Annotated in this window: 19 protein-coding genes; 13 read left to right on the forward strand and 6 right to left on the reverse strand. The window is 60.1% G+C overall.

Annotated elements, in window-relative coordinates:
- Positions 1-38: 38 nt before the first annotated feature.
- The 7 genes from PR018_RS28270 (at position 39) to PR018_RS28300 (ending at position 13868) form a co-directional block, all read left to right on the forward strand.
- A complete protein-coding gene (locus PR018_RS28270; RefSeq protein WP_142824932.1) occupies positions 39-347 on the forward strand; it encodes a hypothetical protein in 309 nt (102 codons plus the stop codon).
- 241 nt (positions 348-588) lie between these two features.
- Positions 589-3852 carry a maltotransferase domain-containing protein gene (locus tag PR018_RS28275; protein ID WP_142824933.1) on the forward strand — a complete coding sequence of 1088 codons (3264 nt, stop codon included), beginning with the start codon at positions 589-591 and terminating at the stop codon, positions 3850-3852.
- A complete protein-coding gene (gene treS, locus PR018_RS28280) occupies positions 3853-7143 on the forward strand; it encodes a maltose alpha-D-glucosyltransferase (protein ID WP_142824934.1) in 3291 nt (1096 codons plus the stop codon).
- Positions 7140-9377, forward strand: a complete 2238-nt coding sequence (glgB, locus tag PR018_RS28285; protein WP_142824935.1) for a 1,4-alpha-glucan branching protein GlgB — start codon at positions 7140-7142, stop codon at positions 9375-9377. Before treS ends, glgB begins: the two co-directional genes overlap by 4 nt.
- 102 nt (positions 9378-9479) lie before the next feature.
- A complete protein-coding gene (locus PR018_RS28290; RefSeq protein ID WP_142824936.1) occupies positions 9480-10358 on the forward strand; it encodes a helix-turn-helix transcriptional regulator in 879 nt (292 codons plus the stop codon).
- 172 nt (positions 10359-10530) lie between these two features.
- The gene (locus PR018_RS28295; protein ID WP_142824937.1) at positions 10531-12744 is read left to right on the forward strand and encodes a TonB-dependent siderophore receptor; all 2214 of its coding nucleotides are present in this window, start codon (positions 10531-10533) and stop codon (positions 12742-12744) included.
- A 68-nt stretch (positions 12745-12812) separates the two neighbouring features.
- The gene (locus tag PR018_RS28300) at positions 12813-13868 is read left to right on the forward strand and encodes a siderophore-interacting protein (protein WP_142824938.1); all 1056 of its coding nucleotides are present in this window, start codon (positions 12813-12815) and stop codon (positions 13866-13868) included.
- Between the two features lie 31 nt (positions 13869-13899).
- Here the strand turns inward: PR018_RS28300 and PR018_RS28305 are convergent, their stop codons facing one another.
- The 3 genes from PR018_RS28305 to PR018_RS28315 all read right to left on the reverse strand — a co-directional run bounded on the left by PR018_RS28305 (position 13900) and on the right by PR018_RS28315 (position 17621).
- The gene (locus PR018_RS28305) at positions 13900-15702 is read right to left on the reverse strand and encodes an adenine deaminase (protein WP_142824939.1); all 1803 of its coding nucleotides are present in this window, start codon (positions 15700-15702) and stop codon (positions 13900-13902) included.
- A gap of 117 nt (positions 15703-15819) precedes the next feature.
- Positions 15820-16632 (reverse strand): transglutaminase-like domain-containing protein, encoded by an 813-nt coding sequence (locus PR018_RS28310; RefSeq protein ID WP_142824940.1) that lies wholly within the window; start codon positions 16630-16632, stop codon positions 15820-15822.
- Between the two features lie 44 nt (positions 16633-16676).
- The gene (locus PR018_RS28315) at positions 16677-17621 is read right to left on the reverse strand and encodes a transglutaminase family protein (RefSeq protein WP_142824941.1); all 945 of its coding nucleotides are present in this window, start codon (positions 17619-17621) and stop codon (positions 16677-16679) included.
- A 352-nt stretch (positions 17622-17973) separates the two neighbouring features.
- Here PR018_RS28315 and PR018_RS28320 point away from each other — a divergent pair, with 352 nt between their 5' ends.
- The 3 genes from PR018_RS28320 (at position 17974) to PR018_RS28330 (ending at position 18972) form a co-directional block, all read left to right on the forward strand.
- Entirely contained in the window at positions 17974-18207 is a 234-nt protein-coding gene (locus PR018_RS28320; RefSeq protein ID WP_279309160.1) for a cold-shock protein, read from the forward strand.
- A 131-nt stretch (positions 18208-18338) separates the two neighbouring features.
- The gene (locus PR018_RS28325) at positions 18339-18551 is read left to right on the forward strand and encodes a hypothetical protein (protein ID WP_111221159.1); all 213 of its coding nucleotides are present in this window, start codon (positions 18339-18341) and stop codon (positions 18549-18551) included.
- A gap of 40 nt (positions 18552-18591) precedes the next feature.
- Positions 18592-18972: a DUF6481 family protein gene (locus tag PR018_RS28330; protein WP_111221160.1), complete on the forward strand. Its 381-nt coding sequence runs from the start codon at positions 18592-18594 to the stop codon at positions 18970-18972.
- Positions 18973-19359: 387 nt separating this feature from the next.
- On the opposite strand, the gene PR018_RS28335 is transcribed toward PR018_RS28330, so the two are convergent.
- Together PR018_RS28335 and PR018_RS28340 are read right to left on the reverse strand one after the other, a co-directional pair.
- Positions 19360-20421, reverse strand: a complete 1062-nt coding sequence (locus tag PR018_RS28335; protein ID WP_142824942.1) for a fatty acid desaturase — start codon at positions 20419-20421, stop codon at positions 19360-19362.
- 204 nt (positions 20422-20625) lie between these two features.
- Positions 20626-21081, reverse strand: coding sequence for a MarR family transcriptional regulator (locus PR018_RS28340; RefSeq protein WP_161990948.1), 456 nt, complete (start codon positions 21079-21081; stop codon positions 20626-20628).
- Between the two features lie 312 nt (positions 21082-21393).
- Between PR018_RS28340 and PR018_RS28345 the strand changes: the two genes are divergently transcribed.
- From PR018_RS28345 to PR018_RS28355, 3 genes are all read left to right on the forward strand, one after another.
- Positions 21394-22680, forward strand: coding sequence for a flavin monoamine oxidase family protein (locus tag PR018_RS28345; RefSeq protein WP_142829300.1), 1287 nt, complete (start codon positions 21394-21396; stop codon positions 22678-22680).
- A gap of 168 nt (positions 22681-22848) precedes the next feature.
- A complete protein-coding gene (locus PR018_RS28350) occupies positions 22849-24069 on the forward strand; it encodes an MFS transporter (protein ID WP_161990947.1) in 1221 nt (406 codons plus the stop codon).
- Positions 24066-25163, forward strand: coding sequence for an NADH:flavin oxidoreductase/NADH oxidase (locus PR018_RS28355; protein WP_142824946.1), 1098 nt, complete (start codon positions 24066-24068; stop codon positions 25161-25163). The genes PR018_RS28350 and PR018_RS28355 overlap by 4 nt, the downstream gene beginning before the upstream one ends.
- Before the next feature lie 165 nt (positions 25164-25328).
- On the opposite strand, the gene PR018_RS28360 is transcribed toward PR018_RS28355, so the two are convergent.
- Positions 25329-25511: a hypothetical protein gene (locus tag PR018_RS28360; RefSeq protein ID WP_142824947.1), complete on the reverse strand. Its 183-nt coding sequence runs from the start codon at positions 25509-25511 to the stop codon at positions 25329-25331.
- Positions 25512-25990 lie beyond the last annotated feature (479 nt).

Genomic DNA, 25990 nt, shown 5'->3' on the forward strand with positions numbered 1-25990 from the left:
CGTGTCTTGCCAAGAGTGGCGGTTACCACAGATAGTATATGAGACGATTGGCAGCCATGGCGGCGCCGCGTATCGATCAAGACAGCAACGACCCGTCAAACCAAGGCCTCGCGCTAGGGGACGCTATGCCAAAAACGCCGAAGAACCCTCTGCTGCTTGCCGACGACAGCAACTGGCGCTGCCGGGAGTCTCTTCGCCGTGCGGTGGAAAGGGTGGTGCGTGAGGCCCTTGATGAAGGCTGGAAACCCGAGGATATCGCAATTTCGCTGGTCGAAGTGGCTGATGAGCATATGGACCAGATGATCGGCGAGGCGATCTGCCCCGGCCACCCCATCGTTATTCACTGAAGGCTTTTGCGCTATTTCTTGAAGTGAGCGCAACGACTTCGGAGCTATGCGGACAGAATTCCGCAGATGGCTGACGCTCCAGGCCAATATGCCCTGAAAATCAATTTTCCTGCCCGCCCGAAAAGTGTCTGCCGGAGGATAAACCTGCTCGTCGGCGGAACAATGGAGGCTGCCTACCGTTCCACTTGGCAAACCAAAATCCGGTCGCAGCCCTCCGGCTCGGCCAGCGGGGCCGAGAACGATGCAAGCGTCTACCTTACGGAACGATCAGCAAACACGGCGTCGACCACCACGCATTTATTACGTCCATCCCCTGATGCTCGACGGCATGAGCGCCTGGTCGGCTGTCTTCGATCACGCCTCAGCCCTGGGTTTCGACACCGTCCTTTCAGCCCCGCCGTTCCTGACACTGCCGGGCGAAAGCGTGTTCGTTCCCAGCGACCCGGATCGGCTGACGCCATCGCTGCAAAGCCTCGGGAATACCGTCGAGGGGCTTCAGGCCCTCGCCGCCGCGGCCCGCCAACGCGGCCTCAACTTCATGATCGACATCGTCATAGATCGCATTTCAACTGTAGAATCGACGAACGGCGGCGTAGTTTCCGATCCGCGCATTTCGCCCGAGGAGAGGCATGCCAAGCACTTTTCAACCGGCAGCGAGGCGGAGGAGGAAAACCTGCGCCAATGGCAGGTCCGTCTCGATGCACTGGTATCGGTTGGCATTTCGGGCTTCCGCTGCCTCGGCATCGACAGGGTACCTTCATCTGCCTGGACACGGTTGATCAGCGCTGCCCGCGAGATTGCGCCAGACACCCATTTCTATGCCTGGACCCCGGGCACGGCCTTCTCTGTCCGCCGCGCTCTGCAAAGCGCGGGATTTGACGGTGCCTTCTCGTCTATCTGCTGGTGGGACCAGCGTGGCGATTGGATCGTCGAGGAGCATGATCTTCACCGCGCAATCGGTCTCGACATTGCGTTTCCAGAAGCACCGTTCGGTCGCCGGATCGCCCATGGTGCGGAAGACCTGGAGACGATCGAGCGCAAAGCGCGTCGTGCACTGCTGATAGCAGCTGAATTCGGCGACGGTCTGCTGATACCGATGGGGTTCGAATTCGGCGCGTCTCTCGCCCTCGACATGACGGCCGGCAACGGACGCGGCATCTCCTCCTTGCGTCACGATGGTCTTCTTGACCTTTCGGGCGAGGTCCGGCGGGTCAATGCAAACCTTCAGAAGCAGAACGCGGCGTTCGAAAGACAGTCGGTCCGCGTGGTCGTCGGCTCGTCGACGCCGGTCTCCATCCTCATCCGCTCAGACGCCGCCGATGCGCGCTTTGCCAGCACGCAGAGGCTGATTGCAGTCAATAGCGACCTGCGCAAATCTGCGCTGTTGCCAGTGGGAATGCTTTCCGAAAATTCGGCTGGCTTCCTCCCACTTTTGAGCTTGGCCGATGGCGCGACGCTGGACGCTGAGAAAATCATCAGTCTGCTTCCCGGCGAGGTCAGGGTATTCGAGGGCAAGGCCAGCAAGGCGATTTTGTCGCAAGCTCACCTGCCGGCGACGGACGCTGCCGCGACGCCACGACTGGCGATAGAAGAGGTGACGCCGTCGGTAGATGACGGTCGCTTCGCGGTGAAAACCACTGTCGGACAGACAGTTCGTGTCGAGGCTGACATTTTCGGCGATGGCCACGATCCGCTCTCGGCATCCCTCCTGTGGCGCGCCGTCGATGAGGACACCTGGTCGGAAGTCCGCATGCAGTTGATCGGCAATGATCGCTGGTGGGCGGAATTCGAACTTCAGCGCATGGGCCGGCATGAATTCGTCATCGAAGCCTGGCGCGACCCGTTTGCCATCTTCCGCTACGAACTCGTGAAGAAGAACGACGCCAAGCTCGACCTGAAGCTTGAACTTCAGGAAGGCCTCGGTCTCGTCAAGTCTGCGATCGCCAAGAATAGCGGCAATATCGCCACGCGGCTTGAAACGTTAGCGGACAGTCTCACCAAGGCGGACGACAAGGCTCGCGTGCAGCTTTTGCTGGCTGGCGAAACATCGTCGCTGATGAAACAGGCGGATCACCGCCCGTTCAAAGTGCGCAGCGCAGCGTACCCGGTGGACGCCGAACGGCAGGCAGCAGGTTTTGCCAGCTGGTACCAGATCTTTCCACGCTCGCAGAGCGGCGATCCGAACCGTCACGGCACATTCGACGACGTGATCGGCCGTCTGCCCGCCATCCGCGAGATGGGTTTCGACGTTCTTTATTTCCCGCCGATCCATCCAATCGGCAAGACGAACCGCAAGGGTCGCAACAACACCCTCAATGCGTCGGAGCAGGATCCGGGCAGCCCCTACGCCATCGGCGCTGCCGATGGGGGCCACGATGCCATCCATTCTGAACTCGGTACCTTCGCCGATTTCGATCGGCTGGTCGAGGCGGCTCACGAGCACGGCCTGGAAATCGCACTCGACCTTGCCATCCAGGCCTCGCCAGACCACCCATGGCTGAAGCAGCATCCGGGCTGGTTCGACTGGCGGCCGGACGGGACCGTGCGCTATGCGGAAAATCCACCGAAGAAATACGAGGACATCGTCAACGTCGATTTCTATGCCAAGGACGCTGTGCCGGGGCTTTGGACCGCGTTGCGCGATGTCGTCCAGCTCTGGGTCGATCACGGTGTGAAGCTGTTTCGCGTCGATAATCCGCACACCAAGCCTTTCCCCTTCTGGGAGTGGATGATCGCCGATATCCGCAGCCGACATCCAGACGTGGTGTTCCTGTCGGAAGCCTTCACCAAGCCGAAGGTGATGTACCGCCTCGCCAAGGTCGGGTTCTCCCAGTCCTATACGTACTTCACCTGGCGCAATGCCAAGTGGGAGCTGGAGGCCTATATGCGCGAGCTGACGGAAACGGCGCCGAAGGATTTCTTCCGCCCGCATTTCTTCGTCAACACCCACGATATCAACCCTGATTTTCTGCAGAACGCGCCGCGCTCCGCCTACCTGATCCGTGCTGCACTCGCTGCCACGCTTTCGGGTCTCTGGGGCGTCTATAACGGTTTCGAGCTCTGCGAGGGCCGTCCGGATGCCAAGCGCAAGGAATATGCCGACAGCGAGAAGTACGAGATTCGGGCCTGGGACTGGGATCGACCGGGCAACATCATCGCCGAGATCACCCGGCTGAACGGCATCCGCAAGCACAATCCGGCGCTGCATTCGCATCTGGGCCTGACCCTGCTGCCGGCTTGGAACGATAACATTCTCTTCTTCGAAAAGGCGACGCCGAGTCGAGACAACGTCGTGCTCGTGGCGGTCAGCCTCGACCCTCATAACGTGCAGGAAGCCGACGTCGAAATTCCGCTGTGGGCCTCGGGCCTTCCAGATAACGGCAGCCTTTTCGTCGAAGACCTCATGCATGGCAATCGAATGACCTGGACAGGCAAGCGGCAACATCTCCGGTTTGAGCCGGGCGTGCCCTTTTCCATCTGGCGTAGCAGTGTTCGGGAGATTTAAATGGACAATATCATCATCAACGAAAAGCTTGGCCAGGATCCGCTCTGGTACAAGGACGCCATCATCTACCAGCTGCACATCAAGTCGTTTTTCGACAGCAATGGCGATGGTATCGGCGACTTCCAGGGCCTTACCCAGAAGCTTGACTATATCGCAGCTCTCGGCGTCACCGCCATCTGGGTGCTGCCGTTCTTCCCTTCGCCTCGCCGCGACGATGGCTACGACATTGCCGATTACACCAATGTCAGCCCCGACTACGGGACGATGGACGACTTCCGCGAGTTCGTTGCCGGTGCGCACGAGCGCGGGATGCGCGTCATCATCGAGTTGGTCATCAACCACACCTCCGACCAGCACCCCTGGTTCCAGCGTGCGCGGCTGGCAGCACCGGGTTCGCCGGAACGGGATTTCTACGTCTGGTCGGACACGGACCAGAAGTTCCCGGAAACCCGGATCATCTTTATCGATACGGAAAAGTCGAACTGGACCTGGGATGCGGCGGCTGGCCAGTATTATTGGCATCGCTTCTATTCGCACCAGCCTGACCTAAACTTCGACAATCCGGCTGTCATGGACGAGTTGATGAAGGCGATGCGCTTCTGGCTGGATACGGGCATCGACGCCTTCCGCCTCGACGCAATCCCCTATCTCGTCGAGCGCGAGGGGACCAATAACGAGAATCTCGAGGAGACGCATGCGATCCTGAAGCAGATCCGTGCCGCCATGGACGAGAGCCATCCCGGCAAGATGCTGCTCGCCGAGGCGAACCAGTGGCCGGAAGACACGCGGGACTATTTTGGCGATGGCGACGAGTGCCACATGGCATTCCACTTTCCGCTGATGCCGCGCATGTACATGGCAATTGCCAAGGAAGACCGCTTCCCGATCACCGACATCCTGCGCCAGACACCGGATATTCCGGACAATTGCCAGTGGGCGATCTTCCTGCGCAACCATGACGAACTGACGCTCGAGATGGTGACCGACGAGGAGCGCGATTACCTCTGGAACACCTACGCTTCGGACCGTCGGGCCCGCATCAATCTTGGCATTCGCCGCCGGCTGGCGCCATTGATGGAGCGTGACCGCCGTCGCGTCGAGCTGATGAATGCGCTGCTGTTGTCGATGCCCGGCACGCCGGTCCTCTACTACGGCGACGAGATCGGCATGGGCGACAACATCTATCTCGGTGACCGCGACGGCGTGCGTACGCCGATGCAATGGTCACCCGATCGCAATGGTGGCTTCTCACACGGGGACCCGGCACGGCTCGTCTTGCCGCCGATCATGGACCCGATCTATGGCTACGGTGCACTCAACGTCGAAGCGCAGAACACCGACGCCCATTCGCTGCTGAACTGGACGCGGCGCATGCTTGCGCTGCGCGGTCGTCACACGGCCTTCGGTCGCGGCACGATCCGGTTCCTGAAACCTGCAAACCGCAAAATTCTTGCCTATCTGCGCGAGTACGGCGACGAGACGATCCTCTGTGTGGTCAACCTGTCTCGCCTGCCGCAGGCGGTGGAGCTCGACCTTTCCGAATTCGAGGGCCGGATACCGGTCGAGATGACCGGCATGTCAGCCTTCCCGCCCATTGGCCAATTGACCTATCTCCTGACGCTGCAGCCATATGGCTTCTTCTGGTTCAAGCTCGCGGGCGAGACCGACGGCCCGGTATGGCGCACTCCGCCACCGGAGCAGATGGACGAATTCGTCACCATTGTTCTGAAGCACAACCTGCTGGAACTGATGGAAGACGGTCGCAACGCGGCTGTGCTGTCGCGCGATATCCTGCCTTCCTATCTCGCTCGTCGTCGCTGGTTTGGCGCCAAGGGAGAGAGGGTGAAGAACGCGATGTTGGTCGCGGCGACCCCCATGCCGTTTGCAGACGGTGTGATCATGTCCGAGCTGGAGGTCGAGTTCGACGATCGCTCGGAACGCTACTTCCTGCCGCTCAGCTTTGCCTGGGATGATATGCACCCGCCTATTCTCGCCCAGCAGCTGGCGCTCGCTCGCGTTCGTCAGGGACGTCGCGTCGGCCTGCTGACCGACGGCTTCGCCATGGAAAGTATGGCGCGTGCGACCTTGCAGGCTCTGGCAGAACGCTCGACGATTTCGGGCAAGGCCGGCACTCTCGACTTCATCGGCAGCGAAAAGCTCGATGAAATCGCTTTGCACGGCGACCTGCCCATCGTCTGGCTCTCGGCCGAACAGTCGAACAGCTCGCTGGTGATTGGCGACCTCGCTATGGTCAAGCTGATCCGCCACGTATTCGAAGGTGTGCATCCCGAAGTCGAGATGACCCGCCATCTGACGGAGGTCGGTTATACCCACAGCGCACCGCTGCTGGGCGAAGTGACCCGTACCGATGCGGACGGTCACCGTTACACGCTGATCATCGTCCAGGGCGCCATCCGCAATCAGGGCGATGCCTGGAACTGGATGCTCGACGGCCTGCGCCTGACGACGGATCAGTTGCTGGTCTCGGAAGAAGAACGTCACGCAGAGAGCGAAAATCCGTTCCGCCCACTTGGCGACTTCACTGCCGTAGTTGGCCGCCGCCTTGGCGAACTGCACGCAGCCCTTGCCGCCCCGAGCGATAACCCGGCCTTCGCGCCTCTGAAGGTCGATCAGGCGACCGCGAACGAATGGCGTGACAGCGTCTTGTCACAGCTCTCGAACGCTCTCGATATCATCGAGCAGTCGCAGGACAGCCTCGATCCTGCCGGGATGGCTTTGGCCGACCGGGTATTGTCGCGCCGCGAGCGCATCATTCCGGCTATCGGCAAGCTCGCCGATGCCGCTGTCGGCACCCTGATGACCCGCATCCACGGCGACTTCCATCTCGGACAGATCCTGGTATCGGAGGACGATGCCTACATCATCGATTTCGAGGGAGAGCCGACGCGCGATCTCGAGGAACGCCGTGCCAAGACCAGCCCGCTACGCGATGTCGCCGGTTTCCTGCGTTCGCTCAACTATGTGGCCGCGTCTGCCGACAGCGACAAGCAGGTGCTCGTCGACAGTGCCGGCGAAACGCGCCGCGCGATGATCGACCAGTTTACGGCAGAAGCGGAAGTCCGCTTCCTCGAGGAATATTTCGCAGCCTCGGCAAGTTCGCCTCAGCTGGCGATGCCGTCGGAGCAGCGTAGCCGCATCCTCGATCTCTTCCTGATCGGGAAGGCTGCCTATGAAATCGCCTATGAGGCCGGCAACAGGCCGAAATGGCTTCCTATCCCGTTGCGTGGCCTGTCGATGATTGTCGATCGCCTGCTGGAGAACGACCTATGACGCTTGCCAACGCCGATCTTCTGGCGGGAATAGATCATGACGCCCTGTATGCTCTCGTTGAGGGCCGCCACGGCGATCCGTTTTCCGTCCTCGGGCTGCATGGTTTCGGCAGCGGATACGTGATCCGCGCCTATATCCCAGGTGCCATCTCCGTCGACGTCATTGCAGCCGGCAGTGGCGAGATCCTTGCGCAGCTGCAGCCGGTCTTCCAGAATGGTCTGTTTGCGGGTGCAGTCGAAGGACGCCCGGAATATCGTCTGCGCATCCACTGGCCGGACGCTATCCAGGAGACGGAAGATCCCTATTCCTTCCCCCCGCTACTAGGCGACCTTGACCTGCACCTTCTGGCCGAGGGCAATCACTACAAACTCGGGAAGGTTCTTGGCGCGCAGGCGATGTCCGTCGAGGGTATTGCCGGCGTCCGGTTTGCGGTCTGGGCTCCGAATGCTCGGCGTGTTTCCGTGGTCGGGGATTTCAACTCCTGGGACGGTCGGCGCCACCCGATGCGGTTGCGCCCGAATGCTGGCGTGTGGGAAATCTTCGTGCCGCGCCTCGGTCCCGGCGATCACTACAAGTACGAGATCATCGACTCCGGCGGTACTGTCCTTGCGCAGAAGGCCGACCCCGTGGCCCGGGCCAGCGAAGCTGCGCCGGCAACCGCGTCTATCGTTGCGCGCAGCACGCCCTTCCAGTGGAACGACGCCGAATGGCTGGCCTCCCGCAAGGCGCGACAGGACGATGACGCACCGATGTCGGTCTACGAGGTGCATCTCAGTTCCTGGGTCCGGATCCCCGAAGAAGGCAACCGGCATCTGAACTGGATGGAACTCAGCCAGAGGCTCATTCCTTATGCACGCGACATGGGCTTTACTCATCTCGAGTTCCTGCCGATCATGGAATACCCCTTCGGCGGCTCCTGGGGCTATCAGCCGCTTGGCCTGTTTGCACCGACGGGGCGATACGGCACCCCCGAGGATTTCGCCTATTTCGTCGACCGCGCCCATGCGGCAGGCATCGGCATCATCCTCGATTGGGTGCCGGCGCATTTTCCGACAGATCCCTGGGGTCTTGCCCGTTTCGACGGCAGCGCACTGTACGAGCACGAAGATCCGCGCGAAGGTTTTCATCGGGACTGGAATACGCTGATCTACAACCTCGGACGCAACGAGGTGAAAAGCTTCCTTATTTCCAGCGCTCTGGAATGGATCGAGCGCTACCACATCGACGGACTGCGGGTCGATGCCGTTGCATCGATGCTGTACCGCAATTACAGCCGCAATGCCGACGAATGGATCCCCAACAAATATGGTGGCCGTGAAAATCTCGAATCCGTCGATTTTCTGAAGCACCTGAATGCCATCGTCCACGAGCGATGCCCCGATGCCCTGATGATCGCCGAGGAATCGACCGCTTGGCCAGGCGTCACCAAGTCGCCGGAAGACGGTGGCCTGGGCTTCGACTTCAAGTGGAATATGGGGTGGATGCACGATTCGCTCGATTACATCGAGAAGGATCCGGTCTATCGCTCATACGTCCACGGAATGATGACGTTCGGACTGGTCTACCAGTACACCGAAAAATTCATGATGCCGCTGTCGCATGACGAGGTTGTTCATGGAAAGGGCTCGCTGATCGGCAAGATGCCGGGCGACGACTGGCAGCGTTTTGCCAATCTTCGTGCCTATTTCGGCTTCCTCTGGGGTCATCCGGGCAAAAAGCTCATCTTCATGGGCGGTGAGATTGCCCAGACAACCGAGTGGAACCATGACGCCTCGGTTGTCTGGGACCTGCTCGACCAGCCTCAACACGCCGGCATGCAGCGTCTCGTGCGTGACCTGAACCACCTCTATCGCGATGAAGCCGCGCTGCAGTTCAGCGATGTCCATGGCGAGGGCTTTTCGTGGGCGGTGCCCGACGACGCGGTCAACTCCGTCATCGGCATGTTGCGCCGCTCGGCCGATGGCAAGCAGATGATGCTGGTTCTCTGCAACTTCACGCCGGTGCCGCGCCACGGCTACCGGGTCGGCGTGCCGGAGGCTGGCCATTGGGCGGAGGTGCTGAACTCCGACGCAGCCGTCTACGGCGGCGCCAACATCGGCAACGCCGGTGGCGTGTGGACCGAGGACATTCCGGCGCACGGCCAGGATGCGTCGCTGTCGGTGATGCTGCCGCCGCTGTCTACGCTGTTCCTGCGCTGGTCTGCAGAAACAAAGGCATCCGTCCCGGAGCGCTGAGTTCGCAGGCCAAAACATGCCCCGGAATTGACGGTGGCCAATACCTGACTTATTGAGTTAGGTATTGGCCGCCGTCGTCTGGTGCGGCCGCTGGAATGAGCGATGACATTTCACCCACGCATGGACAACAAGATTGAAGGCTTCTCCGTCATCGGCGGGGTTCACCGTCGCGTCTGGAATGGAATCGTCGCCGATGTCTGGGACGTCGATTGCGCCCCCTATGCCGGCGGCTACTACGTTTCCGACGATCCCCGGCTGTTCGTCCTCCTGGACGCGCGCGGCTCCGGTCAATGCAGCCTCAAGCTGTCGCCAAAAGCGGCCGGCGTGCAGCAGGGAAATGCGCCGCGTGCCTCCTACATACCGGCCGGGCTGGAGATGTGGGCCGATATGGTGGATATCGATTTCGTCCGTCATCTCGATATCCACTTCAGCGCGGAAGGGCTCAGCCGCCGCCTGATGGAGGACCTTGATCCCGCCAGGCTGGGCAATCCCCGCCTGCTGTTTTCCGATCCGCGCGTGCTGGCGCTGGCAGGTCTTATCGCGGCGGAATGCGAAAATCCCGCGCCGCTGCACGATCTCTACGGCGACGGACTGGCGGTCTCGCTGTTGATCGATGTGCTGCAACTCTCCCGCACAGCACCGCGCAAGCGCAGCAGACTTGCTGCTTGGCAATTGCGCCGGGTGGTCGATTACATCGAGGAAAATTGTCTCAGAAATATTCGGCTGGAGGAACTGGCGTCGTTGACCAGCATGTCGCAATCGCACTTCAGCCACGCCTTCAAGGCCTCGACCGGCATTCCCCCGCACCAATGGCAGACGAAGGCTCGGCTCGATCGGGCCAAGCAACTGATGATTTCGGATACGCCCTTGACGGATGTGGCCGTCGAGACAGGGTTTTCGGACCAGGCGCATTTCACCCGTGTTTTTCGCAAGCACATCGGCACGACGCCGGCAAACTGGAGGAAGAGCCAGCTTGTGTGAGGCTTTTGACACAGGGCCCGGGCAAATGCCGACATCTGCCACAATTGCCCAAAAACGTTCTATTTTGCGAAATTGCGACAAGCCCTTCGATTTAATATGAGTTAACAACTCATCTTATATTGAGACGGCGCCGCCTTGAGGGTGAAGGGCGGCGCGCAATGGGGCGCAGGACATGACGTATTTGACCAAGGGAATTTCATTCAAGGCGCGGCTGGCAGCGGGCGTGGCGATGGCGAGCCTTGCGCTTGTCACATCGGCGACGGCAGAGGAGACGCAGCCGACCGAACTCAAGCCACTCGTGGTGCAGGGCGGTCAGGGCGGCAAGGCCGGCGCGACCGACACCGGAAGCGATACGACCGGCCGCGATCCGGTCAAGGGTTATGTTGCCAAGACCACGACGGCGGGATCGAAAGCGGATATTCCGATCAAGGACCTGCCGCAGTCGGTATCGGTGGTCGGTCAGCAGGAAATGCAGGATCGCGGTATTACAAACAAGGTGGATGAAGCCCTGCGCTATACGCCGGGTGTCAACACACAACCGTTCGGCAATGACGGCGACACCGACTGGTTTTATATCCGCGGCTTCGATGCGACCCAGACAGGCGTTTTTCTCGATGGCCTGACGCTGTTCAGCTACGGCTTCGGCGGCTTCCAGATCGATCCATTCTCGCTCGAACGCATCGAAGTGCTGAAGGGCGCCTCGTCAGTAACCTACGGCGGCACCAATCCAGGCGGTATCGTCAATATGGTCCGCAAGGAACCGACCGATCAGCCGCTTTACTACACGGAGATCGGGATCAACAACAACGGCAATGCCTATGCCGGCTTTGACTTCTCCGACAAGCTCAGCGCCGACGGAGTGTGGAGCTACCGCCTGACCGGCAAAGTCGCCGGTGGCGACCAGTACAGCGATTTCACACACGACCTGCGTGGCTTCGTTATGCCGCAGATCACCATCTCGCCAGACGAATCCACCAAGTTTTCGGTCTATGCCTATGTCAGCGGCCTCGACGAAGTGCACAGCGGCAATGGCTTTTTCCCCTATGTCGGCACCGTCGTCGATGCCCCGTTCGGCAAGATCGACCGCAAGGCTTTCTACGGCGAACCGAGCATCGACAAGGAAACCTATAGCCAGGAAATGGTCGGCTACTCCATCGAGCATGAATTCGATGGTGGCTGGAAGCTTTCGCAGAACCTGCGTTACGGTCATCTGAAGAAGGACGAGGAAGGCCCGTATCTCAATGGCTATGTGGGCGGCGACCCGAATGCTGCCGGCTACAGTGACCCGAGCTACGAACTGGCGCGTATCGGCTTCACGGAGCATAGCAAGGCCGATTCCTTCTCGGTCGACAACAATGCCCAGCGTGAGTTCGACCTGGGCGGCATCAGCCACAACTTTCTGGTTGGCACTGATTATGCGCTCTATCGCCTCGATAACGTGCAAGCCTGCTGCGGCTCGAACCCTATCAGCGCCACCGACCCGGTCTACAACAGCACCCAGGGCGCCAACTTCGTCTATCTCGACCAGGTAATGACGCAGCAGCAGCTCGGCGTCTATGCTCAGGACCAGATGAAATTCGGCGACGGCTGGCTGGTGACCCTCAACGGCCGCTACGATTTCGTCGACGAGAATGTCGACTCCCGGATCTCCACGGATTCCGGTTCGAACAGCAAGTCGCCCAGCGGCCGTGCTGGTCTTGCCTACGACTTCGGCAACGGCATCACGCCTTACGTCAGCGTCGGAACATTCTTCAACCCGCTGATCGGCACGACCGCTACCGGTGCGGGACTGGTCCCCGAAGAGGGCGAACAATATGAAGCCGGCATCAAATACCAGCCGACCTTTATGGACGCCCTGTTTACCGCCTCGATCTTCAACATCAACCGAAAGAACATGGCGCTGACCGATCCTGCCACCTTCCTGCAGTACCAGCTCGGCGAGGTGCGCTCGCGCGGGGTCGAACTGGAAGGCAAGGTCAATCTTGACCAGAACTGGAAGCTGCTCGGCTCATACTCGTACACGGACCAGGAGGTCACGAAGAACCTCGACACCAGCATCGTCGGCAATTCGCCCTATCTGGTGCCGAACTCGACCGCCTCGCTCTGGCTCGACTACGCCGTTACCGACGGTGCACTCGAGGGCGTCAGCCTCGGTGCCGGCATGCGCTACCAGGGCAAGTCCTGGGCCGATGCCGCCAACACGCTGCGCGTGCCCTCGGCCACCGTCTTCGATGCCGCCGTGCGTTACGAAAAGAACGGCTGGGGCGCAGCGCTCAACGTCGCCAACGTCTTCGACAAGGAATACGTCTCGGGTTGCGCCGGGGTGAATACCTGCGGTTACGCCGATGCTCGGACCTTTACCCTGAAACTCAGCAAGAAGTGGTAGGCGGCTGACCGGAAGCGGGTGGCTGGCGCCCCCCTTTCATCCGACAGCGCAGAACGAGGAGATACTCAATGATGAACGCCGCTGTGTTTACCGCCTCCGGCGTTGCCATTCCCGCCGATGCAGCGAAGTTGCTGGACCAGCTTTGTGCCCAGTTGCCGGACTACGTCGTCCGCACGTCTGACGGCGCAACTATCGAGACGACGATAGGTGGCGGCGACATAGCGCTTGCCGACAACCGGCTGATCATCAATCTGCAATGCCCGACGGCCTCGATGCTGTTCACCATTCGCTGCATGGTAGCGGAGCACCTGTTCAAGTCCGCTGAAAACGACGAACTCGATCTTCGCTGGGCGGATGGCCCGCAGGTAGCAGCAGTGCCGGATTTGCGCGAAATCACCGTCGTCGGCGCCCACGATATCACGCCCCACATGCGCCGTGTCACTGTCGCCACCGATGACATCGCCCATTTCAGCCGCGGGGGACTGCATGTCCGGCTGCTGATATCGCCCCGTGACCGTCAACCCGTCTGGCCTCAGACGATGCCGGATGGACGTATCCAGTGGCCGAAGGGCGATGATGCGCTGATCGTTCGTCCTTACACGATCCGCAATCTGCATCCGGATCGCGGCGAACTCGATATCGATTTTGTCATCCACGAGGGTGATCATGGGCCGGGTGCAGCCTGGGCGCTGTCCGCGAAGCCCGGCGACCGCGCCGCTCTCTTGGGGCCAGGCGGCGGCGATGTGCCGGATGTCGGCGACATCATTCTGGTTGGCGATGAAACCGCCCTCCCCGCCATCGCCCGCATTGCCGCAGCCGCACCTTCAGATGCCCGATTGCGCATATTCGTGGAGGTGTCCGGCAAGGCGGACGAACAGCCTTTGCCAACGGCGGCAAGGGCCCAAGTCGTCTGGCTTCATCGCAATGATGGCTTGTCCGGGCGGCTGGAGGCAATTGTGCGCGAGCAGGTTGCCGCCGGAGGAGAGAAGCCGTTCGTCTGGGTTGCCTGCGAACAGGCAGAGGCCCGGGCGATCCGGATTTTCCTGAAAACGGAAATCGCCTATGACCGCGATCGTTTCAGTGTCGCCGCGTACTGGCAGCGACAACAGGTGCCGGTCGCTTAATCCGAAGGCCCCTGCCCTTCGCGACGCATTGTCAGGTCGGCTCGAACAGCGGGACGATCTCCATCTCCGGCACCAGCACGAGGCCTTTGTCGGTGATCCGGATTTCCGGAATGACCGAAAGCGGTATGAGGTTGAAGCCCATATAGGCGATGGTGCACTCGGCCTTTTCCCACTCGATCTTCAGCAGCTTGGTTTCTTCGGCTACCTCGTGGACCCGCTTGTCGGACAAAAGCCCCGCAATCGGCAGCGGCACCATGGCTGTCACCTTGCCATCCATGACGACGCAGACGCCGCCCTGCTTCTCCTCGATGGCCGCAAGCGCCACCTGCATGTCTGCCTCGTTGGTGCCGGCGACGATGATGTTATGGCTATCATGGCCGACGGACGACGCGACCGCACCCTTCTTCAGCCCGAAGCCGTTGAGCAGTCCGTGGGCGACATTGCCGGCGGATTTTCCGTGACGCTCGATGACTGTCACGAAGCACAGGCCGTGGCGCTCGAAATGCGTTTGCCAGTCGTTCGCCGGCTCAAGACTGACGGTGACATGGCCGAGGGTGATGCCGGGAAGCTCGGTCTTGATGGTGTGTGCTAGCACCGGCGTGGTCGGGAGGTCCGGCGTCAGTTTCAGATTGGCCGGCAGCTTCACCGTATGGTAGGCGGCCTCGGGATACCGGTATGGTTTTGAAAGCGCCTCGTCGAGGACAGCGGTGATCTTGCGGTTGTCCACGACCAGTTCGCCACCGTACCACGTGCTGACCGGCTTCAGTTCGTCGGTCAGCAGCACGAGATCGGCGCGCCGTCCACCGCCGAGGCCGCCGATTTCGTTTTCCATGCCGAAGCGCGTGGCGCCGTGCAGCGAGCCCATCGACCAAGCCTGCTCGATTGTCATGCCGGCCTTCACCGCCTCCCGCGTCACCCAGTCCTGGCCGAACAGCAGCAGGTCGTCGGCATCGCGGTCGTCGGTGCATACGGCGATGCGCTTGTGCGAAGCGCCGAGCTCGGTGATGGTCTTGATCGCCAGCGGCAGGCTGTGCCATGGCGTCGTCGGCGGGCCGCCGCGCAGGAAGAGCCAGATGCCTGCCTCCAGCATATCGTCGGCAATGTCCCGGTCGATGGCTTCATGGGTGTCCGTGACACCGGACGCAGCATAGGCCGACACAAATTCGCGGCCGTAGACGTGCCCGGACACCGGTCTGCCCCTTTCCAGCGCCGCAGCAAGAATGGCGTGGCTGCGCTCGTCACCCATGGCGACCTGGACGAAGTCCATTTTCTCGCCAAGAGCGACCGCCTCGGGCCATTTGTCGAACAGAGCTGCGATTTTCGCAGGCGTCAGATCGCCCCCGGCCGTCTCGAACACTGGCGAGGTTGCCGGCACGGTGCTCGGCACCGTCAGGAAGATCGACAGCGGCGCCTGTCGCGCGTCTTCCAGCATGGCTTCGACACCGGCGACATCCATGACGTTGCCGATCTCGTGGCTGTCGCAGAAAATCGTCGTCGTGCCGTTCAGAAGAGCGGCCTCCGCATAGGCGCAGGCCGTGACCATGCTCGATTCGATGTGGATATGCGGATCGACCAATCCGGGGGCGATGATACCGCCTTTCGCATCGTAGCGTTTGGCCTGTGTCCCCTTATAGATGCCGTTCGGTTTGACCGCAGCAATGCGGCCGCCGGAGATCCAGATTTCCTTGCCGGGCAGAATGCGTTCCGAATAGGTCGAGAGCACGCGCGCATCGCTGATAACCAGATCGGGCTCGCGACGCGCCGAGGCGACGTCGGCAAGAGTGCGCGTCATGGTGGAGAGCGGCTTGATGGAAAAGCGGGTCAGCGTTGTCATGGAAATCCAATCTCTTGTCGGGGCCGTGCAAAGATGCATGCTCGCAAACGCAAGCGGCGAATGCAACGGGTGTTGCATTCGCCGGAGGGACTTCTGTGGGTGTTGGGGGGAGAGCCGTTACTCGGCAGCAATCTCGTCAGTAACCACTTCAAACCGCACCAGGTTCGCCGGGCCGAAATTCGTGGTCAGGGCGACGTCTGTGGCATCGCGACCGGTTGCCATCAGGATACGGCCAATGCGCGGCTTGTTGTGACGAGCATCGACCGTATGCCAGTTGCCACCGAGATAGACTTCGAACCATGCGCTGAAATCCATCGGGTTAACATCGATGGGCACGCCGATATCGCCGAGATAGCCGGTGCAATAGCGCGCCGGAATGTTCATGCAGCGGCAAAGCGTGATGGCGAGATGCGCGTAGTCGCGGCAGACGCCGACCCGATCTATGAAGCCGCCATAGGCGCTGCGGGTGGAATCGGCCTGCTGGTAGTCGAACCTGATCTGGTTATGGGCAAAATCGAGGATCGCCTTGACGCGCTGCCAGCCGAAAGGTGTATTGCCGAATTGCGACCAGGCGAAGTTCGCCAGCCGATCTGTGTCGCAATAGCGGCTGCCCAGCAGGTAGACGAGCACGTCGTTCGGCAGATCCTTGATCTCGTGCTGCACGGCATCCACCGGAATATTGTCCGGCAGGCCGGTATCGTAGATTTCGAAGGCAGTGGAAATTGTCGTTACGCCGGCGGGCGCCACGATGCGTGTGCATGCGTTGCCAAAACTGTCGGTGTAGCCTGAAGCTTCGATGTCCCTGTCAAAGGTAAGGACCTGGTCGGACAACAGGTCAATGCGCCGCGACGGGTGAATGTTCAGGCACAGCAACATAGGAGTTGGCTGCGGGCAGTCGTACGCAATGCTGAAGCCGGCACTTATTTTCATCACTTAGCCTTTGTTTATGGGAAACCCATGCAAATTGGCATGAGCTACCGTTGAACGTTGCAGGAGAGAGACTGTTCCATGGCTCTTTCGGCCCTTTCCGGAAGCGTACCTGCACTCCGCTCGGTTGTCACGTTTACCTGTACCGTCATGTCGTCATAATCCTCAGCTTCTCCGTCATAACTGCCGGTGAGTGGGATTGCCTGGCGCGGATCGCGAGCAACGCCGACACGGATCAGATCGCGATTTCCAACAATTCCGTTGGTCGGATCGAATTCGACCCACCCGGCGCCGGGCAGATAGACCTGGCACCAGGCATGGGTGGAGCCGCCGCCCCGTATCGCTGAATCGTTGCGGCTGGGAACGAAGACGTAACCGGTGACGAAGCGAGCGGCGAGGCCGAGTGAGCGGGCCGCCTCGATCATCAGCAGTGCGAAATCGCGACAGGTTCCCTTGCGCAGCTTCAGCGTCTCGATCGGCAACTGCGTGCCGCGCGCAGAGCGGCGTGCGTAGGCGAAGCTTTCATGGATGGCAAAGCACATCGTCATCAGCAACTGGCCGGTCGCAGTCGGCTGCCCGATGCGGACGAACTGGCGCGCCCATTTGCCGACTATGTCATGCGGATCAGGATAGTGACGCTCTATGGTCGGCCGGAGGTCTGCGACTTCGTCGGGGTCATAGGCGAACGGATATTGCAGAGCGGTGTCGTCGATCTGAAGGTTCAGGGCCACCTGGGGCGTGTGGTCGAGACGGATCCTTGTTTCGAAGCGCAACTCGCTGGCCGGCTCGGAAATGTTCACCAGCGCGACACAGTTTCCGAAGACGTCGAGAATCCATCGGACGCTGCTGGGTTTCGGCTCGACGAGCAGTGTCGATTCGAGGAGCCGCTGGTCGAAGCTGTCGCGCGGGCGGAACATCAGCCGGTGCTCCCCGAAAGCGACTGGCTTCTTATAGCGGTAGACCGTGATATGTTTGACGGAAAAGACAGTCATCGTTCAAATGCCCTTCACAGCCTGCATGCGCCGGAGGCTGCATCGATTCTGGAAAAGCGGCCATGCTATATTTTTTCGCCGGTCATGGAAGCGATGATCCGATTCGTACGTCATTCCCGTTCATATTAGAGGACAATATATAATGCCGTAAAAATTTAGCTGGAGCTTGTAAACGCGGTGTGGCAGCCCGAAGGGTGCGCCAAGAGTTGACAAAGAGGAGCGGTTCGGCTACTAAAAAGTCATCGGTAGTTGTTTGCGATATTTGTGTTTGCTGGCGCTTGACGCTTTCTTTACGAAATTCCCCTTTCAAAAATCGAAAATTTATTCGCCGAGTATCGCTCTGCGAAAAACGATGTTGCAATGGAAAGGGTTCGTCATGACCACCGGCACAGTAAAATGGTTCAACTCCACCAAGGGCTTCGGCTTCATTCAGCCTGACAACGGCGGCGCGGACGTGTTCGTACACATCTCGGCTGTCGAGCGTGCAGGGATGCGCGAAATTGTCGAAGGCCAGAAGCTTTCTTTCGAGCTTGAGCGTGACAACAAGTCTGGCAAAATGTCTGCCGGCCAGCTCCAGGCTGCTTAACGGTCTTTAGCCTCGCCATGACCACGGATGTACTGGCATGATGCAGGGGCTTTAGTCCAAGGGAAGGTCAGACCTATAGTCTGGCCTTTTTCGCTTCAATACCGACGACACGCTTTGAGGAGGATTGAAACGTGACGGAGAATTCGAAATCCCGCGAACAGGCTGAAATCGCTTTCAGCAAGACGCAAACGGAATACCTGGCTCGGACCAGGACAATATCCGAAATCGACGAAGTCGCCGCCGATCGCGACGCCAAGACAGCCCGTCTTCGGGAATTGCGACTTGAAAAAGAAGCCAATGCTGTGCCACAGGTAGGCAAGCCGAAGAAAGCCACAAAGCGCTGAGAAGCCATGAGGCAAAACCACCAATAAGGACGACGACCGCTTGAGACACGTAAACGATAATGGCTTTGCCGAGCGCCGCAAGGCTGCCACCGAAGCCAAGAAGCAGCTTTTGACGAAATTCGCCACCGCTCCGAAGCCGACCGACCCGGATGTGGTCGCCAAGCGCGCGGAGCGTGCGGCAGCAGCGGAAGCGCGTGAAGCGCGCCGTGCCGAACGCGAGCAGGAAAAGCGCGAGGAATATGCGCGCCAGCTGGCCGAAGCCGCAGCCAAGACCGCTGCCGCCAGTGCCGAAGCGAAGGCTCATGCCGAAGCCCAGGAAGCCGAAGCTGTAAAGAGCGTCGAGCAGATGGCCGCCGACGAGGCCGCCCGCAAGGCCGAACGCGACCGCCGCTATGCAGCCCGCAAGGCCCGCCAGCGCTAGGTTTTCCACAGCAAATTCAAATACTAGCCGGCCCTTGAAAGGCCGGCTATTTGCGTTGTGCTGCAGTCTTTCCGACGATTGGGTGAGTTCTACCAGCGATCCAGACGGCTTTGCTGTGCGTCGCGTGCGAAAGCCGCCGCTTGCCGAGCGCGCAGAAAGGGCTATCGTCCTCCCGCATAGGGGTACGGGTGGAGTAAGGCGTTGGTGTATGATTGGTATGGCGGCCGGACGCGTCGGCTGCGTCAATTGAAACGCGGACTGTTCTGGTGCGTGGCGTTTCTCGTCGCCTGTGCAGCCGCAATGGTGCTGCTGCGGCCTCGCTGACTGCGACAAGGTATTCAGTTGGCTGTGAGGTGCCGGCGGAAGGTCCGCCGGCCGATTTTTGGCTTATGCTGGCAGGGCGGCTGCGTCGCGGAACGACACGAGGCGGCGGGTCTTCTCGTCCCAGAGGACGAGCTTTACGCAGCGGATGCTTTCCATGATCGTGATACGCCCGACATTGCGCAATTGCGGATGGTCGCGCAGCACTTCCGGTAACCGGTAGTAAGGGACTCGACTGGCAAGGTGATGGACATGATGGATACCGATATTGGCGGTGATCCACATCAGCGGGGCCGGCAAGTCGTAATTCGATGCACCGTGCAGGGCGGCGTGGGGAAACTGCCACTCCGGCGGCTCGGACCAATGGGTTTCTTCGAACTGGTGCTGGACGTAGAACAGCCAGATGCCTGCGGCGCCGGCGAGCACGACGATCGGCAAGTGCACCAGCAGGAACGGCACGACGCCGACGGCCCACATGAGCAGGCCGGCGACCACCGCGACGGCGGCGTTGGTCGCCATCGTCGATACCCATGGCTGCAGCCCGGAGCGCATCATGCCGAATGGCAGCCGCTGCTTGAAGAGAAACAGCCAGATCGGCCCGATGCCGAACATGACCACCGGGTTGCGATAGAGGCGGTACGTCATGCGGCCGCGAAGCGACAGAGCCTTGTATTCCGCAATCGTCAGCGTGGCGATGTCACCGACGCCGCGTTCGTCCAGATTGCCGGCAGAGGCGTGGTGTTCGGCATGGGCGCGACGCCAATAGTCGTAAGGTGTCAGCGTCAGCACGCCAATGATACGGCCCGTCCAGTCGTCGACGCGACGGCGGGCGAAAAACGAGCCATGGCCGCAATCGTGCTGGATCATAAACAGGCGCAGCAGAAACGCCGCTGCCGGAACAATCAGGATTAGGCCGGGCCAGAAGCTGTAGTGAACGGCGATCCAGGACAGTACCCAGAAAACGATAAAGGGGATGACGGTCACTGCCAGTTCGAACGCGCTACGAGTACCGCGTGGCTGGCGATATTTCGACAGGATCTTGAGCCAGGCTTTTTCGTTGGTAATATCAGCAGGAGCGGATGAAACGTCCGCAAGAGCGGGCTTAGTCGTGGCGTTATGCACCGGCATTGGACTTTCTGCGCAATGGAAGGAAGAGCTAGCTGACAGTGTGGAACTATCTGCCTATGAAACGAGACCGATGTTATCTCGCCGGACGATCCCCGTATATCCCATGCGGCCATCTCAGGCAGGTGTATACAACCAATGAGGCCGTTTCGTGTTTAATTCGACGCTGACCTTTCTGCCGGATCCGTCGACTGTCCGTCGCCATGCTTAATCCGCTGTCGGCTCGAGCCGGCGCCGGCGCTGAAGATTGGCATCGAGTTGCGACATCACGCGGAGGGTTGCATTCACATCGTCTTCGCTTGCGCCCTCGAAAAGCTCGGCACGGAGCTTTGCCAATACGTTGCTTAACTCGGTGTTCAGCGCCTGTCCGGCGGCTGTCAGACGCAACGTTTTGGCGCGTCGATCCTGCGGGTCTTCGATACGATCGATATAGCCCAACTCCGTAAGCTGGTCGAGAACCCGTACCAACGTCGGTCCCTCCAGATTGAGGACATCGGCAAGAGTGCCCTGACGGATGTTGTCGCCGAGGCGGGCAATGTAGCGCATTGGCAGAACGGTGGCCTCCGATAGCTCGTAAGGCTTCAGAGCACCATCCAGGGCCCTACGGTAAAGGCGGGCCAGGAGCACAAGATTAACGCCCATCCGCTCGTGCAACTCTCTCATCGGCATAGCATTCACTCTGATTTCGACGCTGCATTTTCAAATATTGTCTTACGATAGACAATGGCTATCGCCCGTAGTTGTTTCCTTTAAACGGATGCCGCCTTTTAAGCACGAAAATTGCGACGGGCCGACGTTTTTTATCGGTAAAAAAGTCTTCCTCGATTGTCGGCAAGGCGGCTGACACTGGGCCCCGGCAAAAGTTCTGGCAGTGAGACCGATCTGGTGCCGAAATGGTGAATGCGCGCCGCGTAAATCCCCCTGTCGATCTGGGGCATCCCGTGTTTAATGATGTCCTTTTAATCGGAGACACAAATGCTGTCGCAGGCAGTCGTCCGCCGCGAGGTGGACGTGATCATCATCGGCGCCGGCGCCGCCGGCATTGCCGCCGGACGCCACTTGCAAACCGTCCGTCCGGACTTATCGCTGCAAATTCTTGAGGCCGGCGCGCATATCGGTGGTCGGGCGCTCACGGTTCGACCGAAACTCCTGGCAGGACAACCTGTCGATCTCGGTTGCGGCTGGCTCCATGGCGCCCAAACCAATGCATGGACTTCTGTTGCAGGTGACCTGGGGCTGGTCGTTGACCAGACACCGGCGCCATGGAGCGACGGCGGCCGCCGGCTGCAGAACGACGAAGCGGCATATGCGGCAATCGGTGACTTCTTCGAGCGCGCCGAGAATTATCGGGGAGAGTCCGACAAACCCCTTTCGGACTTGCTCGAGCCGGATAACCCCTGGAACCCTCGGATCGAGGCGATCGGGACCTATCTGAACGGCGCAGCGCTGGATCAGTCCTCCCTTCTGGACTATGCCAACTACGCGCCTGGCGAGGGTCCCGACTGGCGGGTGCGTGAGGGCTACGGGGCGCTGATCAGCACTTACGCCGGTACATTGCCCATTTCGCTTCATACAGTCGTGACCGGCATAGACCACCGCTCTCGCACGTCTGTCGTCGTCGAGACCAATCGGGGGGCGTTGATGGCACGCTGGGTGATCGTCACGCTGTCCACCGATATGGTGGCGCGAGAGACCATACGTTTTACGCCAGCCTTGCCGCACAAGATCGAGGCGGCGGCCTCCCTGCCCCTTGGCCTCGCCAACAAGCTTTTTCTGCGCTTGCCTTCCGATCTCGATTTGCCGGTGGATACGCAGGCCTACGGCTCAGCCACGACGAGTGCCACTGGCAGCTATCATATCCGCGCCTTTGGTCAGCCGATCATCGAGGCCTACTTCGCCGGTCCGTTTGCCCATGATCTGGAAAGGGCGGGCGATGCTGCGGCGCTGGCGTTTGCGCGCGATGAACTGGGAGGCGTCTTCGGAAGCGCAATTCGCGGCGATCTGGAATTTGTGACGATGTCCGGCTGGGCAACATCACCGCATATCGGTGGCGCTTATGCCTATGCCAGGCCGGGCGCTGTTTCTGCGCGCGGCGTGCTCGCCGAGCCCGTCGACGGACGCTTGTTGTTTGCCGGCGAAGCTTGTTCCGTGGCGCGTTATTCCACGGCCCATGGCGCCTTCGAGACAGGCGTTGCAGCGGCTGAAAGGATTATCGATGCTGCGCCAGCACCTGCAGCCAATGCACTTGCAAACGAAAGCTAGCCTACCATATTTTCCGCGAGATACTTTTGAGCGCGACACAGCCTTATATCCGGCCTATCGCCGCACCTTACGTATTCGATTCGACAATCGATAAGCCGTCATATGGCGGCTCCACCATGCTCTTCTGATGCCCTGTCTTGGGTTTCGCAGTATCGACAGGGATTAGACATGCTCAATCGCTTCACTTTCAGTCGCCGGGCGAGCTTCTGGACGGCCGCTGCAGTCGTTGCCCACACGCTATGGACCAGTGCTGCACCGGCCATGACCTACCCGCTCTATGCCAGGCAGTGGGGCCTGACGCCGTTTGCCACGACGGCAATCTTTGCGATCTATCCCATCGTGGTGGTCCTGGTCCTTGTGGGTTTCGGCGATATTTCCGATTATGTCGGTCGTCGCAAGACGATGTTGTTCGGGTTGGCCGCTTCGCTGATCGGTGTGTTGCTGTTCGCGGTGGCGCCGGATGTCTGGTGGGTACTGGTCGGACGCGCTTTCATGGGCATCGGGGTCGGACTTTCTGCCGGGCCGTCGGCTGCCGCACTCGTGGAATTCAGCGCGCCGGGTCAAGGTCAAAAAGCCAGCGCCATTACTACGCTCGCCCAGGTCACCGGCCTGATATGCGCAGCGCTGGTTGGCGGCGCACTGATACAATATGCACCGTTTCCGACGCGCCTGAATTTCATCGTGCTTCTCGTGGTTCTTGCCGGCATATTTGCGGCGACCTGGTTTCTTCCCCGCCATCTCAGCACGGAGGCCTCCGGCCCCTGGCGGTTCAAGGCCATCGTCATCCCGCGCGGCCTGCGCAAGATTTTCGCGACTTCAACCATCGCCGTCACTGCGTCCTATGCGATGGGCACCATCATCCTGTCACTCGGGGCACAGATCGCCCATGACGTGATCGGCTCGCCGAATGCCATGGTCAACGGCGCCACCATCGCACTCTTCGCCTTCGTCGGTGGCGCGGTTGCTATCCCCGCCAGAGGCCTGAAGTCGTCCGCCACGATCTTGATCGGAGGTCTTTCCTCGCTGACTGCAGTTGGCCTGCTTGCCTTTTCCGCCAGCCAGCATTCGCTCAGCCTGTTTGCAACGGCGCTCGTGTTCGGCGGCATATCCTACAGCCTGCTGTTTTCCGGCGGGCTTGGGCTCTTGAACGCCAATGCGCCGCCACGCCATCGCGGCGGTACCTTGTCGGCGCTGTTCCTGGTTGCCTATCTCGCCCAGGGGCTGGCAGCACTCCTGCTCGGGAAGATTGCCACACTCTACGGCTTGAACTTCGCCGTCGATGTGGGATCGGCTATCATTGCCGGCCTGTCATTGTGCGCCATGTTGCTCGCTGTTCTCTACGCCTCCCCTACCCCCTCCTCCCGTCACGTTATTGGAAACCGTCCATGAGCACCCTTTTCTCACCGTTTGAACTTCGCAATCTGACCCTGCCCAACCGGATTGTCGTTTCGCCGATGTGCCAGTATGTCGCCGACAACGGCAAGGCCACCGCCTGGCATGAAGTCCACCTCGGCGGGTTGGCGCTTTCGGGCGCAAGCATGCTGTTTCTGGAAGCGACAGCCGTGGAGGCAGCCGGCCGTATCACGCCCGGCGACCTCGGCCTGTGGAACGACGAAACGGAAGCTGCCCTGAAACCGGCGATCGATGCTATTCGTCTCGTCTCAAAGACGGCTATCGTCATGCAATTGGGTCATTCCGGCCGCAAGGCGTCCAGCCATTTGCCTTGGGAAGGTGGCGAACTCATACCGCTTGCTGAAGGTGGCTGGGAGAACTTTGCCCCCTCCCCTCTTCCTCACAAGGATGGCGAGCGCGAGCCAACCGCTCTCGATGCTGCCGGATTGGCGCGCGTGCGCGATGCTTTCGCAGCGACTGCTGCACGGGCAGCAAGACTTGGGCTGGATGGTGTCGAGCTACATGCCGCCCACGGCTATCTCCTGCATCAATTTCTGTCGCCCCTCTCCAACCAGCGGACGGACGAGTACGGCGGGTCTCTCGAAAACCGCATGCGCTTTCCGCTCGAAGTGTTCGACGCTGTCCGCGCGGCGTTCCCGTCCGACAAGGCCGTTGGCGTGCGAATTTCCGCAACGGATTGGGTCGAGGGTGGATGGGATGTCGCTCAGAGCATTGCGTTCGTCAAGGAACTGCAAAAGCGCGGGGTCGATTGGATCGATGTGTCCTCGGCCGGCGTGTCGCCGTTGCAGCAGATCACCGCAGGACCGGGCTACCAGGTGCCCTTCGCCGACGAGATCAAGCAAGCAACAGGCGTTACGACTATCGCGGTTGGTCTGATCACCGAGGCCAAACAGGCGGAGGAGATCGTCTCGAGCGGTAAGGCTGACTTCGTGGCACTCGCACGCGCGATGCTCTACGATCCACGCTGGGGATGGCATGCTGCGGCGGAGCTCGGTGCGACCATCGAGGTTCCGCCCTCGTACCTGCGCGCTGCTCCGCATGGGAAATCTAAATTATTTCGTCAGGGTTGATTGATGTCGATTTAAAGCTGGAGGTTCGGGCCAAGTGGCTTGGACTTTGTTGGGGTGAAAGCGCTAGCCTGTACTCTGTGCCACGTTGAGGCTTTTCGCGATATCGCTGCAGTCCACAGGCTAGCTTGAATCTTTCACAGTGCTGTCGAGACAGCCTACTATGGGTCAGGCTCTTTCGCTGACTTTAGCCTCGCTCGCCAAGCGCAGGGCGCGCAGCCGGGCTGTTTTTTCTTCGCGCGCTTTCCGACGCTGTTCATTGTCTGCGAATGCTGCCTCAGTTGCAGCGTCCGCAAGCACTCTTTTCTGCTCTTTTGAAAGCTGAAGTCTGCGTTTTTTCTGCTCTTCCATTGAATCCTCCGTGGGTCGGTCGCAACGTGCCAGCCCCATTGCGGTCAAGCGCGCGGATGCACTCGCCATTGATAAGGCGACTTTTGTTTAATGCGAAGGTCCGCGGAAGGTTTCATCGCTTTTCAGGATCGTCCGTTGGCGGACACTCGCGTCTGGATTGTTGTTTTCTTTAGGGGCCGGTATTTCAAACGCAGGTGCAGGTCTGCTCGCTGTATCGGTTAGCTGGGCTCACATAATAAAGATCGTTGAGACGGCGATCATTAAAAGAGAGCAGGAAATCCTAAGAATTCGCACTTGGCGCGTTCAGGAACCATCGCTTGATAAGCGGGACGACATGTTTACTGCGGTAAACTTCTCCACCGGTCTTATGTGTCCATAGCCGTCGTTAACGATAAAGCCCTTGCCCGCCAGTGAGAATCGGTCTCAAATGCGCTTTGAGAAGCCAAGTAGCTTACAAAACGCATTTGCGAGAAAATTAG

Origin of the sequence: Rhizobium rhododendri, assembly GCF_007000325.2 — a bacterium.
Taxonomy (GTDB): Bacteria; Pseudomonadota; Alphaproteobacteria; order Rhizobiales; family Rhizobiaceae; genus Rhizobium; species Rhizobium rhododendri.

Excerpts from the sequence above, each read along its gene's own strand:
- PR018_RS28270 (WP_142824932.1), top strand. The coding sequence starts at position 39 with ATGAGACGATTGGCAGCCATGGCGGCGCCGCGTATCGATCAAGACAGC.
- PR018_RS28275 (WP_142824933.1), top strand. The coding sequence starts at position 589 with ATGCAAGCGTCTACCTTACGGAACGATCAGCAAACACGGCGTCGACCA.
- treS (WP_142824934.1), top strand. The coding sequence starts at position 3,853 with ATGGACAATATCATCATCAACGAAAAGCTTGGCCAGGATCCGCTCTGG.
- glgB (WP_142824935.1), top strand. The coding sequence starts at position 7,140 with ATGACGCTTGCCAACGCCGATCTTCTGGCGGGAATAGATCATGACGCC.
- PR018_RS28290 (WP_142824936.1), top strand. The coding sequence starts at position 9,480 with ATGACATTTCACCCACGCATGGACAACAAGATTGAAGGCTTCTCCGTC.
- PR018_RS28295 (WP_142824937.1), top strand. The coding sequence starts at position 10,531 with ATGACGTATTTGACCAAGGGAATTTCATTCAAGGCGCGGCTGGCAGCG.
- PR018_RS28300 (WP_142824938.1), top strand. The coding sequence starts at position 12,813 with ATGATGAACGCCGCTGTGTTTACCGCCTCCGGCGTTGCCATTCCCGCC.
- PR018_RS28305 (WP_142824939.1), bottom strand. The coding sequence starts at position 15,702 with ATGACAACGCTGACCCGCTTTTCCATCAAGCCGCTCTCCACCATGACG.
- PR018_RS28310 (WP_142824940.1), bottom strand. The coding sequence starts at position 16,632 with ATGAAAATAAGTGCCGGCTTCAGCATTGCGTACGACTGCCCGCAGCCA.
- PR018_RS28315 (WP_142824941.1), bottom strand. The coding sequence starts at position 17,621 with ATGACTGTCTTTTCCGTCAAACATATCACGGTCTACCGCTATAAGAAG.
- PR018_RS28320 (WP_279309160.1), top strand. The coding sequence starts at position 17,974 with ATGTTGCAATGGAAAGGGTTCGTCATGACCACCGGCACAGTAAAATGG.
- PR018_RS28335 (WP_142824942.1), bottom strand. The coding sequence starts at position 20,421 with ATGCCGGTGCATAACGCCACGACTAAGCCCGCTCTTGCGGACGTTTCA.
- PR018_RS28340 (WP_161990948.1), bottom strand. The coding sequence starts at position 21,081 with ATGAGAGAGTTGCACGAGCGGATGGGCGTTAATCTTGTGCTCCTGGCC.
- PR018_RS28345 (WP_142829300.1), top strand. The coding sequence starts at position 21,394 with ATGCTGTCGCAGGCAGTCGTCCGCCGCGAGGTGGACGTGATCATCATC.
- PR018_RS28350 (WP_161990947.1), top strand. The coding sequence starts at position 22,849 with ATGCTCAATCGCTTCACTTTCAGTCGCCGGGCGAGCTTCTGGACGGCC.
- PR018_RS28355 (WP_142824946.1), top strand. The coding sequence starts at position 24,066 with ATGAGCACCCTTTTCTCACCGTTTGAACTTCGCAATCTGACCCTGCCC.
- PR018_RS28360 (WP_142824947.1), bottom strand. The coding sequence starts at position 25,511 with ATGGAAGAGCAGAAAAAACGCAGACTTCAGCTTTCAAAAGAGCAGAAA.